Genomic DNA, 13,007 nt, shown 5'->3' with positions numbered 1-13,007 from the left:
GTCAGGCGGTCCGCAGGGCTTCCAGACGATCATGGGCGGGGCGCATCCAGCGCTCCGCCAAGGCCTTCAGCGCGTCGGGCGCCGCGTTGCGCTTGGCCGCTGAGTCTGCGGTGAAGGGCTGGTTGCCTCTCTTCGCATCGCGTCCGGACTGGGCGGTCAGGCGCGGGATCTCCTCCGGCGTCGGGGTGATCCCGAAATGCCCGGCCACTGCCTCCCATGCGGCGCCGGGCAGGTCCGCATAGTTAACCGGCAGGCCGGGTGAGGCCGCCAGCGCCTCGATTCCAGCCTCATAGATCGCCCCCAGAACCCTTGCGGCATAGGCGTCGGGATCAGGCTCCGCCTCGATTCCGAACAGGCGGCCCGGCAGCAGGCCGGGCACGGTGTGCACCCCGCGCTGGTTCAGAGCACTCACGAGAACCTCGACCGGATCGCGATACAGGAACACCCAGGGCGTGGTCGGGTAGGCTTCGCGGATCAGGCCGTGATGAAGCGTGTTCCAGGCGTCCATCTTGAGGAACAGCCGATCCTGTCCCGGCGCCCGCGCCTGACCCAGCGCGCTGACCACGGCCCTCAGCAGCGTGATCTGACGTTCCCGGTCCAGCCGCTCTCCGGCGCGGATCAGGCTGTCCACCGGACCCGGCTCCGACAGGATCAGCGCGCCGTCCAGTTCACCCAGCAGGCGCCCCAGCAGGGTCGAGCCGCACCGCGAGACGTGGAAGATGAAGCCTGTCGGCGGGATGCCGGGTGATCGCTTCGCCCAAGCCTCCAGCCCCGCCAGTGTCGTGCGTCGCCGGAACAGGGTGTTGGCCGGGTGGCGCATCAGTCGGGTGAAGGTGTCATCCAGAAAGGCCTCGGTGAAGCGCGGGCTGTCGCACCAGATCCACTCCACGACCGAGGCTTCGACGTCGGCGTCGTCCCAGAAGATGCGGCCGGGCAACCAGCCGTCCAGGGGGGTCACTTCATCCATTGTTCGTTCCATCGGCGGCGTTCCTCCGCCAGGGCCGAACGGACCACATCGGCGGTGAAGGGCAGGTCGTGCTCCAGGCCCAGCCGGATCGCCTCCTCGACGAACAGGTCGCGGTCGGTGGTGTCGCGCAGGATAGCGTGCAGGCCCGGCTCCGCGGCGACCCGGACGCGGAAGCGCTCCAGATTGCTCGCCGCCGTCTCAGCGTCGATCAGGGGCGGGGAGGGGCGGAAGGGATCGTCGTCCTCGAACGGGACCAGGCCGCACAGCCAATCGTTCACCGCCACGTCGATCACCAGATGCACGCGGTCAGTCGCGCCGCCGTTCAAGACCCGGTGGGGCTGGCTCAGGTCCAGATACCAGGTCTCGCCCGGCTTCATCTCGACCTGACGGTTCCTCAGGTGGAAGGCCACGTCCGGGTTGGTCAGGATCGGCACATGCAGCCGCGCCTCGCCCTGCTCGTAACCCAGATCATAGTCGCGATGCTCACGGATTGTCGCGCCCGCCCCCAATCGCAGCAGGCGGACCGACCTCAGGGGGCACTTCAGCGCCGCCAGCACCTCACGGACGGCCGGGCAAAGCTCCATCAGCGGCGTGTCGCTGAAAGTCCGGCCGGTGGCGACAAGGCCGCCGTTCCCATCGACGGGCTCGCGCAGGGCGACCCCGCTCCAGTCGCCGTCATAGAAGCCGGTGTTGAAATGCGGGAGCCAGCCCGCACCCGAGAGGGCCGACAGGTCCGCGAGGAGGGGCGCGACGTCAAAGTCCAGAGGCAGGCGGAAACGGTCGATCATGACCGACGATTGTATTGGCTGTTCCGCCTCGCGCGTCCAGACGCGTCAGGGTCGGGGCCTCAGGGGAGGCCGCCGGTCTTCCGCAGAGCCTCGAACAGCGCGATCCCCGCCGAGACCGACAGGTTCAGCGACCGCGCCCCGGCCTTCAACGGAATCACCACCCGCTCATCAGCGGCGTCATGCACATAGTCCGGCGCGCCGGTCGGTTCGCTGCCGAAGAGCAACACATCGTCGGTCTTGAACGTGAAGTCGGACAGGGGCGTCGCCCCCTTCGTCGTGAACAGGACCAGCCGTCCCGGCGCGCGATCCTTCTGGAAAGCCTCCCAGTCCGCGTGCCGCGTCATATGGCTCAGCGGGCCATAGTCCAGCGCCGCGCGCTTCATCGCCCGGTCGTCGAAACGGAAGCCGGTGGGTTCGATTATGTGCAGTTCAACGCCGAAACAGGCGCTCAGCCTGATGCTGGCGCCCACGTTCTGCGGAATGGCTGGTTGAAAAAGGACGAGACGCATTCTAGAGCCCTCATACGCGCGGCCCGGGGGCTTGTCGCGGTTCATTTTGCGACCGTTTCGCAAGTGGCGTCAGCCACTTGCGTCGAACCGCCGCAAAGTCGGATCGGGGCGGGTTGATCGGGTTTCCGCTAAAGCATCCATGCCGTTCCACCACGCTCCGCTTCGGGCGTGGAATGCGGCGTATGAGGAGTGACACGTGGCCGAATCGGTCGTTGAAGGCGAAGGCGGCGACGCCACCCGCCGGGACTTCATCCACATCGCAGCCGGCGCTGCCGCCGTCGGCGCGGGCGCCATGGTCGTCTGGCCGCTGATCAACCAGATGAACCCGGCGGCTGACACCCTGGCTCTGGCGTCGATCGAATTCGACATGACCAAGGTCCAGGAAGGCCAGCAGGTCGTGATCAAGTGGCAGGGCAAGCCGGTCTTCGTCCGCTACCGTTCGGCGGCCGAGCTGCAGAAGCTTCAGGCCGAACCGAACGAGGGCAAGCCGGTTCAACCCGACAGCGCCCGCACCAAGGAAGGCCACGGCCAGTATCTGGTGGTCCTGGGCAACTGCACCCACCTGGGCTGCGTCCCGACCTTCGGCACCGGTGACTACGGCGGCTGGTTCTGCCCCTGTCACGGCTCGCACTACGACGCCTCGGGCCGTATCCGTAAGGGCCCGGCGCCGCTGAACCTCGTCGTGCCGGAATACGAGTTCGTGTCCGACACCCGCATCAAGATCGGCTGAGGACGTACGAGAGAACGATGAGCGATCACGAATCCACCTACGTCCCCAAGACCGCCGTCGAGAAATGGCTCGACACGCGTCTTCCGATCGTCCGCTTCGGTGCGGACTACATGTCGCTGCCGACCCCGAAGAACCTGAACTACTGGTGGACCTTCGGCGGCATTCTGGCCCTCTGCCTCGCGACCCAGATCGCGACCGGCATCGTGCTGGCCATGCACTATGTGCCCAACACGGAACTGGCCTTCGCCTCGGTCGAGCGCATCATGCGTGACGTCAACGGCGGCGACCTGATCCGCTACACCCACGCCAACGGCGCCTCGATGTTCTTCGTGGCGGTCTACCTGCACATGCTGCGGGGCCTGTATTACGGCTCCTACAAGGCGCCGCGGGAAATGATCTGGATCGTCGGCTGCGTGATTTTCTTCCTGATGATCGCCACCGCCTTCCTCGGCTACGTCCTGCCGTGGGGCCAGATGTCCTACTGGGGCGCTGAGGTCATCACCAACCTGATCGGGGCGATCCCCGGCATCGGCGAGCCGATCCTGATCTGGCTGCGCGGCGGCCCGGCGATCGATAACGCGACGCTGAACCGCTTCTTCTCGCTGCACTATCTGCTGCCGTTCGTGATCGCGGGCTGCGTGGTTCTGCACCTGTGGGCCCTGCACCACGCCGGTCAGAACAACCCGGTCGGCATCCTGATCCCGAAGGACCGTCAGAAGAAGGACATGGTCCCGTTCCACCCGTACTTCACGGTCAAGGACGGCTTCGCCATCATCCTGTTCCTGATGCTGTTCGCGACGTTCGTCTTCTTCATGCCGAACGCCCTGGGTCACGCCGACAACTACATCCCGGCCAACCCGCTGCAGACGCCGGCGCACATCGTGCCCGAGTGGTACATGCTGCCCTTCTACGCGATCCTGCGCGCTGTCCCCGACAAGTTCGGCGGCGTGCTGGCGATGTTCGGCGCCATCGGCGTGCTGTTCGTCCTGCCCTGGCTGGATCGCTCGAAGGTGCGCTCGATGCGCTACCGTCCGACGATGCGGGTCTTCTTCCTCATCTTCGTCGCGGTCGGTCTGATCCTCGGCTGGTGCGGCGCCCAGCTGCCGGACGCCCAGGTCATCCCGGGCATGCCGAGCTTCACCCTGGTTGACGGCAAGCTGAACAGCTACCTGTGGCTGACCCGCTTCGCGACTCTGTACTACTTCGCCTTCTTCCTGGTGATCCTGCCGCTGGTGGGTCTGAAGGAGAAGCCGCTGCCGATCCCTGCGACCATCTCGGAACCCGTTCTGTCGGGCGCCGAAGAGCAGAAGGGCTGATAGTGCACATGACCCTCAAGACTCCGATGCGCTCCATGAAGAAGACCCTGGTCCTGATCGCCGCGGCGGCCGGCCTGACCCTGTCCTCCGGTCCCGCCCTCGCGGCGGGCGGCGGCGGCCACGCCCTGCGCGACGGCGGCTTCTCGTTCGAAGGTCCGTTCGGCGCCTTCAATCAGGGCCAGCTGCAGCGCGGCTACAAGGTCTATCGCGAGGTCTGCGCCTCCTGCCACAGCATGGACCTGATGCACTTCCGCACGCTCGCGGAACCGGGCGGTCCCTTCTATGAGGCGGGTCAGGCCAGCGCGGCCGAGAACCGCTTCGTCAAGGCTCTGGCCAAGGAAGTGCAGATCGCGGACATCGACACCGAAACCGGTGAGCCGATCATGCGCGACGGCACCGCCGCCGACCGCTTCCCCAATCCGTATCCGAACGCGACGGCCGCGGCCGCCGCGAACGGCGGCGCGGCTCCGCCCGACCTGTCGGTGATGGCCAAGGCCCGTCACGGCGGCGCCAACTACATCTACTCGCTGCTGACCGGCTACAAGGCGCCGCCGGCCGGCCTGCAGATCCGTCCGGGCCAGAACTACAACGAGTACATGGCCGGCGACCTGACCCCGTTCGTCGCGGAAGGCGCTCACGTGCCGCCGGGTGGCTTCATCGCCATGCCCAACCCGCTGCGGAACGGTCAGGTGACCTATGACGACGGCACCGCGCCGACCGTCGAGAACTACGCCAAGGACGTGGCCGCCTACATCGCCTGGGCCTCGGATCCGAAGCAGGTCGCGCGCAAGCGCGCCGGCGTCGGCACCCTGATCTTCCTTCTGCTGTTCGCCGGTGTGACCTATCTGTCGTACCGCCGCATCTGGAAGGGCGTCGCCCACTAGGCGACCGCTTTACAGGCTGACATGACCGACCCGCCGGAGCCTCGCTCCGGCGGGTTTTTCATTGTCGCGGTCGTGACCAAACGTTGTGTTGCGAAATTGGGGGTTCCTGTCTCATAAAGCGGCTTCGAGGTTCACGGAGGTTTCCATGCCCCGCCTTTCCCTTGCCCCCGTCCTGATGGCCCTGAGTTTGCTGGCCGCCCCGCCCGCCGTCGCCCAGACCCAGCAGCCCGCCGGTAGCGATGCTCAACGGGAGCGGGTCGGAGCGCTCGACTTTCTGAACGGCGAGTGGCGCGGCACGGCGACGACCACCATGCCCGGTCACACCACGGTCCTGACCCAGACCGAGCGGGTCGGTCCGCTGCTGGGCGGTTCGGTCAAGCTGATCGAGGGGCGGGGATACGCCGCCGACGGCACGACCCAGTTCAACGCCTTCGCGATCCTGTCGTGGGACGAGCGGGCCGGGAAGTACAGCTTCCGGAGCTACGCCAATGGTTACACCGGGGAGTACCCGTTCGAACTGACCGGGGACGGCTTTCGCTGGGAGATGCCCGCCGGACCCAATGCGAAGATCCGGTACGTGGCGACCGTGCGCGACGGGACCTGGCACGAGGTCGGGGACTATGTCGCTGAAGGCCAGCCGCCCCGTCGCTTCATCGAACTGCGCCTGACCCGCGTCGGTGACACGGACTGGCCCGGCGCAGGCGCCGTGTCGCCGCAGTGAGCCCGGCCTGATCGACAGCCCGGATCGGGCGCCCTACGGTCCGCACCCTGTTCAAAAGGCTGAGGGTGTCCCGAGCATGCGTCTGTCCGTTTCCGTTGCCGCGATGGTCGCCGGCGCCCTGCTGACCGCGACGGGCGTCAGCGCCCAGACACCGACCTTCAGCACCGAGCGCCTTTCGGAAGACGCCCGCGTTCTGTCCGATGACAGCTTCGAGGGCCGCGGCATCGCCACGCCGGCGGAACAGAAGGTCATCGACTTCCTCAGCGCCCAGTACGCCGCCGCCGGGATGCAGCCGGGCGGGCCGAACGGGCAGTGGACGCAGGACGTCACCCTGAACCGCTTCACCGCCTCGAACATCCGCGCGGGCTTCAGCGTCGGCGGCGAGAGCATTCCGCTGACGCAGGGCCAGCAGATCGTCATCTCGACCCGTCTGCCGGGCGACCATGTTCACCTGATGAACAAGCCGCTGGTCTTCGTCGGCTACGGCATCGATGCGCCTGAGCGTCAGTGGAACGACTTCAAGGACGTCGATGTCCGTGGGAAGGTCATCGTTGTTCTGGTCAACGACGCTGACTTCGAGGCGCCCGAGCTGAACACCTTCGGCGGCCGGGCCATGACCTACTATGGTCGCTGGACCTACAAGTACGAAGAGGCGGCCCGGAAGGGCGCGGCGGGCGTGATCATCGTCCACGAAACCGCCCCGGCTTCCTATGGCTGGGCCACCGTGACCAACAGCTGGTCGGGCCCGCAGTTCGACATCGTCCGTCAGAACGCCGCCGCCGAGCGGGTACCGATGGAATCGTGGATCCAGCGCGACGTGGCCGTGGACCTGTTCCGCCGCGCCGGTCTGGACTTCGAGGCCCTGAAGGTCGCCGCGCGCAGCCGCGACTTCCGGCCTGTCGAACTGCCCGGCGCGACCTTCAGCGGCACGTATGACGTGGCCTCGACCCAGGTGACGACGCACAATGTCATCGCCCGGCTGCCGGGTACGACCCACCCCGACGAGACCGTCCTGTACACCGCCCACTGGGATCACATCGGCGTCGGCGCTCCGGACGCCGAGGGCGACACCATCTTCAACGGCGCCGTCGACAACGCCACCGGCACCGCCGGTCTGCTGGAACTGGCCCGCGCCTTCGGATCGGGGCCGCCCCCGGAACGCTCGATCGTCTTCATCAGCTTCACCGCCGAGGAAAGCGGCCTGCTGGGCTCGGAGTATTACGCCTCCAACCCGGTCTATCCGCTGGCCACGACCGTGGGCGGGTTCAACGTCGACTCGATGAACGTCTATGGCCGGGTGACCCGCTACGGCATCACGGGCTACGGCCAGTCGGACCTCGATGAGCGGATCGGCGCCGTGGTCGAGAGCCAGGGACGCAGCATCCTGCCGGACGCCAACCCGGCCTCGGGCGGCTACTTCCGGTCGGACCACTTCCCGCTGGCCAAGCGCGGCGTGCCGATGACCTACGGCGGCTCCAGCGGCGACTTCCGTGACGAGCCCATCGCCGAGCGCCAGGCCAGCCGCTCGGAGTATGGCCGCAGCCGCTACCATCAGGCGGCGGACGAGTGGTCGCCGAACTGGGACCTGCGCGGTCAGGTCGAGGACCTGCAGGTGCTCTACACGGTCGGCTCGGCGCTCGCGAACAGCCGCGAGTGGCCGCAGTGGAAAGATGGCTCCGAGTTCGGTCCGGCCCGCGCCGCGACGGCGGATCAGCGGCGTTAATCCGCTTCCGGATTAGATGACAAAAAAGTAAGGGGCGGTCTTTCGGGGCCGCCCTAAGGTGCGCGCCATCGATTTTGGGGATGGGAGTCTCACCATGTTTCGCAAACTGAAGAGCGGTTCGGCGATCGCCGCCGTCCTGTCCGCGGGGCTGCTGCTGTCGGCCTGCGCGACGGCGGGCGCCGGCGGCACGGCGGCGGTCGAGCCCGCCTTCTCGGCGGACAGGATCAGCAGCGACATCCGCACGATCAGCGACGACTCCTTCCAGGGCCGCTATCCCGGCACCGAGGGCGAGCGACTGACGCTGGCCTGGTTGCAGGCCCAGTACGAGGCCATGGGGCTGGAGCCCGGCGGTCCGAACGGCCAATGGCTGCAACCGGTCGCGCTGAAGCGCTACACCCCCGTCACGGGCGGCACGTCCAGCTGGACCGGCCCGGACGGCCAGTCGCACGCCCTGACCGTCGGAACCGACATCACCCTGCGCGCCGTGACCAATGACGGCCGCGCCGCGATCCGCAACGCGGGCGTGGTCTTCGCCGGCTATGGCATTACGGCGCCCGAGCGGAACTGGGACGACTACGGCGACCTCGACGTGTGCGGCAAGGTCGTGGTGGTCATCCCGGGCGAGCCGGACGGCGAGCTGTTCAACGGTCAGTACACCACCAATTACCAGTCGGGCGCATACAAGGCGGACGAGGCCTTCCGCCGTGGGGCGGTGGGGGTCATCACCCTGATCGCCCAGCCGGCGTCCTCGCCCCAGTGGCAGGGCATGATGCGCGGCGCCAACCGCACCCGCACCCTGACGCCGGGCGCGGCGGATCTGGAGTTCTCCGGCGCCATCAACCACGACACCGCCTTCGCCATGGCCTCGGCCGCCGGTCTGGGCATGGACAGCTTCGCCAACACCGGCAGCGGGACGTTCAAGGCCGTGGCGCTGAACGGTGTCAGCCTGTCGGTCGATGTGTCCGAGACCATCGACACCTTGGTCACCCACAACCTGCTGGCCAAAATCCCGGGGACCGAGCGTCCGAACGAGACGATCATCTATTCGGCGCACTGGGATCACGTCGGCGGCGAGGCCCAGCATCCGGAAACCCCGGGTGACGACAAGATCTTCAACGGCGCCTGGGACAATGCGTCCGGCACCGTCGGCGTGGTCGAGATGGCCCGTCAGTTGAGCCGCGCGCCGCGTCCGAAGCGCTCGATCATCTTCGCCCACATGGCGGCCGAGGAGATGGGGCTTCTGGGCGCCTACGGCTATGTCGCCGACCCGGTCTATCCGCTCGAGACCACCGTGGCCGACATCAACATCGACATGCTGCCGCTGTCGGGTTCGACCCGTGACGTGCCGATCTTCGGCAAGGGCCAGAATGATCTGGAAGATCGCCTGCAGGCTCTGGCGGCGCCGCTGGGCCGCTACGTCTCCGACGACGGCATGCCGGAGCAGGGCTTCTACTACCGGTCGGATCACTTCCCGTTCGCCCGCGCGGGCGTGCCGGCGATCATGCCCTGGCACGGCTGGGACTGGGTCGAGGGCGGTCGCGAGACCGGTGAGGCCGCCTGGCGCGCCAAGTTCGGCGCCGACTACCACAAGCCGTCGGACGAATGGTCGGCCGACCTGAACTTCACCTCGGCGGTCGAGAACCTGACCCTGCTGTACCATCTGGGTCTGGACCTCGCGAACAGCGACGAATGGCCCGGCTGGAAGCCGTCGTCGGAGTTTGGTCAGGTCCGCGCCCGCTCGGACGCGGCGCGCCGCTGATGCTGTCCATCCGCCCTCTGACCGGCGACGGCTCGCCGCCGGCGGAGGGCGAGTATGCGCAGGCCTGTGAAGTCGGCGGGGCGACCCGCTGGCTCTACCTGTCCGGCCAGATCCCGGTCGCCCCGGACGGCTCGCTGGCGGCGGACTTCACCGGCCAGTGCGAACAGGTCTGGGACAATGTCGAGACCCAGCTGCGCGCGGCGGGAATGACGCTGGATAATCTGGTGAAGGTCACGACCTATCTGTCTGACCGGGCATACGCCCTGCCGAACCGCGAAGTGCGCCTGCGTCGGCTCGGCGGGCGGCAGATGGCGCTGACGGTCATTGTCACCGGCCTGTTCGAAGAGGGCTGGCTGGTCGAGATCGAGGCCGTGGCGGCGGCTTGACGTCGCCTTGAGAAGCTTCACCGAGAGGCCCACTGTCACTCCATGACCCGTTGGTCGCCCCAGCCCGCTCCTGACGAACCTGACGGCCTGATCCTGTTCGACGGGGTCTGTATCTTCTGTTCGCGCTGGGTGCGGTTTGTGATCAACCGTGACACCGAGAAGCGCTTCCGCTTCCTGCCGATCCAGTCGGAGGCCGGTCAGGCGCTGGCGGTGCGGTACGGGATCGACCCGGAGGCGCCGCAGACGAACGCCGTGGTCCTGAACGGGCGAATTCACTTCAAGTCTGACGCGGCGTTGACGGTGCTGGGCGCCTTGCCGGGGATGATGGCGTTCAGGGGACTGAAGGTCGTGCCGCGCCTGTTGCGGAACCCCGTCTATGATCTGATCGCCCGCAATCGCTATGCGATCTTCGGGCGGACCGATGCCTGTATGATCCCTTCGCCAGAAGACCGGAAACGCTTCCTGTAATGACCAAGGTTCTGGTGATCGGCGCGGGTGGGGTGTTCGGCTCGCGGCTGGCCGAGGGGCTGTTGCGGCACGGCTTCGGTCTGGTCGTGGCGGGGCGCAGCCGGGAACGGGCCGAGGCGCTGGCCGCGCGACTGCGGAAGGCGTTCTCGGGCGCTTCGGTCGAGGTCGCTGTTCTGGACACCGCGACCCTGAGCCCCGAGCAACTGACGGCGACCGGCGCGAGTATCGTCGCCGACATGGCCGGGCCGTTTCAGGGTGCGCAGCCGACGACGGCGCGGGCGGCCATCACCGCAGGCCTGCACTATGTCGATCTAGCCGACGGGCGGGACTTCGTCGCCGCCTTCCCTGCGCTGGATGCGGCGGCGAGAGCGGCGGGCGTGGTCGCCTTGACCGGGTGTAGTTCGACCCCGGCCCTGTCCAACGCCGTGCTGGATCATCTGACCGAAGGCTGGCGGGAGGTCGTGTCCGTGGAGGCCGCCATCTCGCCCGGCGCGCGGGCGCCCAAGGGGCTTTCGGTCATGCAGGCCATCCTGTCGTGGATGGGCCGACCCGTGCGGGTGTTCGAGGATGGGGCATGGACGACCCGGCGCGGCTGGAGCGGGCTGTACCGGCGGGACTTCGGGGCGGCGGGGCGGCGCTCAGTGTCGCTGTGCGAGACGCCGGACCTTGATCTGTTCCCCCAGCGGTTCCGGCCCCGCGACCGAGCGCTGTTTCTGGCCGGCATGGAGCCCTGGCCCCTTCATCTCGAGGCGTGGCTGCTGGGCCGGCTGGTCAGCCTGTTCCGGTTAAACCCCGTGCCGCTGGCCAGACCTCTGCTGGCGTTGGCGAGCCTGCATTCCGTGAGCGGATCTGATCGCGGCGCCATGCGCGTGCAGGCGCTCGGCGTGGACGGGCAGGGGCGGGCCGTGCGCGCGGTGTGGCGGCTGGTCGCCGAGCCGGGGGAAGGGCCGGTGACGCCCAGCCTGCCCGCACTGGCCGTGATCCGCGCCATCATCGCCGGGCGGGTTACGCCGGGGGCGAGGGCCTGTGTCAGCGTCCTCCCTCTGGAAGCGATCACACAGGAGATGTCACCACACAGGCTGGCGACCGAAGTGGTCGTGGAGCGCGGCCTGTATCCCCGCGCCATCGGCCCGGCCTTTGACGATCTGCCCGAACCCGTCCGGGCGCTGCATGAGACGCCGGGGCGGTCGGTGTGGCGGGGCAGGGCGATGACGGAGGGCGCATCAGGGCCGCTGGCGGCGCTGGTCGCCCGGATCGTCGGCTTCCCGAAGGCGCAGGCGGACTGCGAGGCCGAGGTGGCCATCGATGCAGATGGGGAGCGGTCGATCTGGCGACGCCGGATCGGCGGACACCGCTTCGCCAGCGTCCTGTCGCACGCCCGGCTGGGCGGCGTGGTGCGCGAGGGGTTCGGGCCGGTCAGCATGGACCTGAGCCTGACGCCGGAAGGCGGGCGGCTGATCTATCAGGTTATCGGTTGGCGGCTGGGGCCGATCCCGCTGCCGAAGGCTCTCGGCCCCTCGGCCGTCGCGTTAGAGGAGGTCGATGAGCAGGGCCGCTTCGTCTTCGACGTTACGATCAACGCCCCCTTGCTGAGGCGGCTGGTTCGCTATCGCGGCTGGTTGCAGCGGGCATGAAAAAAGGGGGGGACGCCGTACCGCGTCCCCCCTTCCCCCCCCGTTTCGCGTGAACGGTTCGGCTACGACGCCGGGGCCACGGTGGCGCGGCCGATCAGTTCACGCGCCCGTGCGATGGCGGCGTCGGTGGTGAGGGTTCCGGCCTGGATTTCGTCGGCCCAGTCCATCAGCGGCTTGCCGGTGACGGCGCCGCGGTTGGCTTCTTCCTCGAGCCAGATGCCGCCGTTGCGGACAGCGACCTCGTCCCAGGCGGCCCGGACGCCGGCCCAGTAGTCCCTGGTCGCGGCCCAGTAGGCGTCGCCGGGCGTCGGGTCATAGTTGTCGACGCGGCGGTAGGTGTTGATGACGTCTTCCTGGACGATGGCGACGGGTTCGCTCCCTTCGCCCTCGGCCGGACCCATCTTCACATTGTCCTGGATATGGACCCAGCCTTCCGGTGTCAGGGCGTGGCGGTTTGTGCCCAGATAGCGGTCGTAGATCGGGTCGCGGACCGCGTCGCGGCGGGCCAGCGGACGCCAGGTCGGGTTGGAGGTCCACTCCGACCGGCCATGGTCATAGCTCCAGCGGCCGACGCCGCCGTAGCGGGGGCTGTCGTCCGTCTGCCAGACGGTCTGGGACCAGGCGCCCCGGCGCTCGTCGGCCGAAACCGGGGTCAGGACCCAGTGGTTCGGACCGGCGTAGGTCAGGACGGTTTCGGGCTCATAGACCCAGTCCTGACGCCAGTGCTTGATGACCATGTGGTTGCCCGCGTCATCGCTGATGACGAGGATGTGCTGCAGGCTGATCCGGGCGCCGTCGTCATGGACGACGCGGACGATCTCGTTGCCGGCGGACAGCTTCTCCTCCAGCGGCTCATAGCCGGCGCGGAAGCTGACGTTCTCCCGCATGTCGAACCGGACCCGCCATTGGCCGGCCTGGGCGAGGATCGACTGGCGATCCCGCTCGAACTGGCTGGTCGCCGGGGTGGTGACCGCGGCCGCCCCCGGGTTCGCTATTGGGGCGACTTCGGCAAGGGCCGGGGCGGACGCCGCGAGGGCGGCGGACAGGACAGTGGTGAGCAACAGGGCGCGGCGCATGTGACGGGTCCGTTGAATGAGAGTCATTCTCGTTATCCGGAAGAAG

At 68.0% G+C, this 13,007-nt stretch carries 13 protein-coding genes; 9 read left to right on the top strand and 4 right to left on the bottom strand.

Features of this window, described 5'->3' with window-relative positions; all coding sequences use genetic code 11:
- Position 1 precedes the first annotated feature (1 nt).
- The 3 genes from FKQ52_RS12455 to FKQ52_RS12445 are packed head-to-tail and all read right to left on the bottom strand — an operon-like array spanning position 2 to position 2,264.
- Complete coding sequence (locus FKQ52_RS12455) at positions 2 to 967, bottom strand: sulfotransferase family protein (protein ID WP_141627475.1); 966 nt, start codon at positions 965 to 967, stop codon at positions 2 to 4.
- Complete coding sequence (locus tag FKQ52_RS12450) at positions 955 to 1,755, bottom strand: aspartyl/asparaginyl beta-hydroxylase domain-containing protein (RefSeq protein WP_141627474.1); 801 nt, start codon at positions 1,753 to 1,755, stop codon at positions 955 to 957. The genes FKQ52_RS12455 and FKQ52_RS12450 overlap by 13 nt, the downstream gene beginning before the upstream one ends.
- A gap of 59 nt (positions 1,756 to 1,814) precedes the next feature.
- Positions 1,815 to 2,264: a tRNA (cytidine(34)-2'-O)-methyltransferase gene (locus FKQ52_RS12445; RefSeq protein ID WP_141627473.1), complete on the bottom strand. Its 450-nt coding sequence runs from the start codon at positions 2,262 to 2,264 to the stop codon at positions 1,815 to 1,817.
- A gap of 196 nt (positions 2,265 to 2,460) precedes the next feature.
- On the opposite strand from FKQ52_RS12445, the gene petA reads away from it, so the two are divergent.
- The 9 genes from petA (at position 2,461) to FKQ52_RS12400 (ending at position 11,885) form a co-directional block, all read left to right on the top strand.
- A complete protein-coding gene (petA, locus tag FKQ52_RS12440) occupies positions 2,461 to 2,994 on the top strand; it encodes a ubiquinol-cytochrome c reductase iron-sulfur subunit (protein WP_141627472.1) in 534 nt (177 codons plus the stop codon).
- A gap of 17 nt (positions 2,995 to 3,011) precedes the next feature.
- Complete coding sequence (locus tag FKQ52_RS12435; protein WP_141627471.1) at positions 3,012 to 4,310, top strand: cytochrome b N-terminal domain-containing protein; 1,299 nt, start codon at positions 3,012 to 3,014, stop codon at positions 4,308 to 4,310.
- Between the two features lie 8 nt (positions 4,311 to 4,318).
- Positions 4,319 to 5,194 (top strand): cytochrome c1, encoded by an 876-nt coding sequence (locus FKQ52_RS12430; protein ID WP_370450957.1) that lies wholly within the window; start codon positions 4,319 to 4,321, stop codon positions 5,192 to 5,194.
- Positions 5,195 to 5,339: 145 nt separating this feature from the next.
- The gene (locus tag FKQ52_RS12425) at positions 5,340 to 5,915 is read left to right on the top strand and encodes a DUF1579 domain-containing protein (protein ID WP_141627470.1); all 576 of its coding nucleotides are present in this window, start codon (positions 5,340 to 5,342) and stop codon (positions 5,913 to 5,915) included.
- A gap of 76 nt (positions 5,916 to 5,991) precedes the next feature.
- A complete protein-coding gene (locus FKQ52_RS12420) occupies positions 5,992 to 7,638 on the top strand; it encodes a M28 family metallopeptidase (protein WP_141627469.1) in 1,647 nt (548 codons plus the stop codon).
- Between the two features lie 94 nt (positions 7,639 to 7,732).
- On the top strand, positions 7,733 to 9,397 hold the full coding sequence (locus FKQ52_RS12415) for a M28 family peptidase (RefSeq protein WP_141627468.1): 1,665 nt from the start codon (positions 7,733 to 7,735) through the stop codon (positions 9,395 to 9,397).
- On the top strand, positions 9,397 to 9,783 hold the full coding sequence (locus FKQ52_RS12410; protein ID WP_141627467.1) for a RidA family protein: 387 nt from the start codon (positions 9,397 to 9,399) through the stop codon (positions 9,781 to 9,783). The genes FKQ52_RS12415 and FKQ52_RS12410 overlap by 1 nt, the downstream gene beginning before the upstream one ends.
- 42 nt (positions 9,784 to 9,825) lie before the next feature.
- Positions 9,826 to 10,251, top strand: coding sequence for a thiol-disulfide oxidoreductase DCC family protein (locus FKQ52_RS12405; protein ID WP_141627466.1), 426 nt, complete (start codon positions 9,826 to 9,828; stop codon positions 10,249 to 10,251).
- A complete protein-coding gene (locus tag FKQ52_RS12400) occupies positions 10,251 to 11,885 on the top strand; it encodes an SDR family oxidoreductase (protein WP_141627465.1) in 1,635 nt (544 codons plus the stop codon). The genes FKQ52_RS12405 and FKQ52_RS12400 overlap by 1 nt, the downstream gene beginning before the upstream one ends.
- A gap of 62 nt (positions 11,886 to 11,947) precedes the next feature.
- Here FKQ52_RS12400 and FKQ52_RS12395 read toward each other — a convergent pair whose 3' ends face one another.
- Positions 11,948 to 12,988 (bottom strand): DUF6607 family protein, encoded by a 1,041-nt coding sequence (locus tag FKQ52_RS12395; protein WP_240811645.1) that lies wholly within the window; start codon positions 12,986 to 12,988, stop codon positions 11,948 to 11,950.
- Between the last annotated feature and the right edge of the window lie 19 nt (positions 12,989 to 13,007).

This window comes from Brevundimonas sp. M20 (assembly GCF_006547065.1).
In the GTDB taxonomy this organism is placed as follows: Bacteria; Pseudomonadota; Alphaproteobacteria; order Caulobacterales; family Caulobacteraceae; genus Brevundimonas.
The sequence above is the reverse complement of the archived record's forward strand: the minus strand, read 5'-3'. Positions and strand labels throughout refer to the sequence as shown.

Excerpts from the sequence above, each read along its gene's own strand:
- FKQ52_RS12455 (WP_141627475.1), bottom strand. The coding sequence starts at position 967 with ATGGATGAAGTGACCCCCCTGGACGGCTGGTTGCCCGGCCGCATCTTC.
- FKQ52_RS12450 (WP_141627474.1), bottom strand. The coding sequence starts at position 1,755 with ATGATCGACCGTTTCCGCCTGCCTCTGGACTTTGACGTCGCGCCCCTC.
- FKQ52_RS12445 (WP_141627473.1), bottom strand. The coding sequence starts at position 2,264 with ATGCGTCTCGTCCTTTTTCAACCAGCCATTCCGCAGAACGTGGGCGCC.
- FKQ52_RS12435 (WP_141627471.1), top strand. The coding sequence starts at position 3,012 with ATGAGCGATCACGAATCCACCTACGTCCCCAAGACCGCCGTCGAGAAA.
- FKQ52_RS12430 (WP_370450957.1), top strand. The coding sequence starts at position 4,319 with ATGACCCTCAAGACTCCGATGCGCTCCATGAAGAAGACCCTGGTCCTG.
- FKQ52_RS12425 (WP_141627470.1), top strand. The coding sequence starts at position 5,340 with ATGCCCCGCCTTTCCCTTGCCCCCGTCCTGATGGCCCTGAGTTTGCTG.
- FKQ52_RS12420 (WP_141627469.1), top strand. The coding sequence starts at position 5,992 with ATGCGTCTGTCCGTTTCCGTTGCCGCGATGGTCGCCGGCGCCCTGCTG.
- FKQ52_RS12415 (WP_141627468.1), top strand. The coding sequence starts at position 7,733 with ATGTTTCGCAAACTGAAGAGCGGTTCGGCGATCGCCGCCGTCCTGTCC.
- FKQ52_RS12410 (WP_141627467.1), top strand. The coding sequence starts at position 9,397 with ATGCTGTCCATCCGCCCTCTGACCGGCGACGGCTCGCCGCCGGCGGAG.
- FKQ52_RS12405 (WP_141627466.1), top strand. The coding sequence starts at position 9,826 with ATGACCCGTTGGTCGCCCCAGCCCGCTCCTGACGAACCTGACGGCCTG.
- FKQ52_RS12400 (WP_141627465.1), top strand. The coding sequence starts at position 10,251 with ATGACCAAGGTTCTGGTGATCGGCGCGGGTGGGGTGTTCGGCTCGCGG.
- FKQ52_RS12395 (WP_240811645.1), bottom strand. The coding sequence starts at position 12,988 with ATGACTCTCATTCAACGGACCCGTCACATGCGCCGCGCCCTGTTGCTC.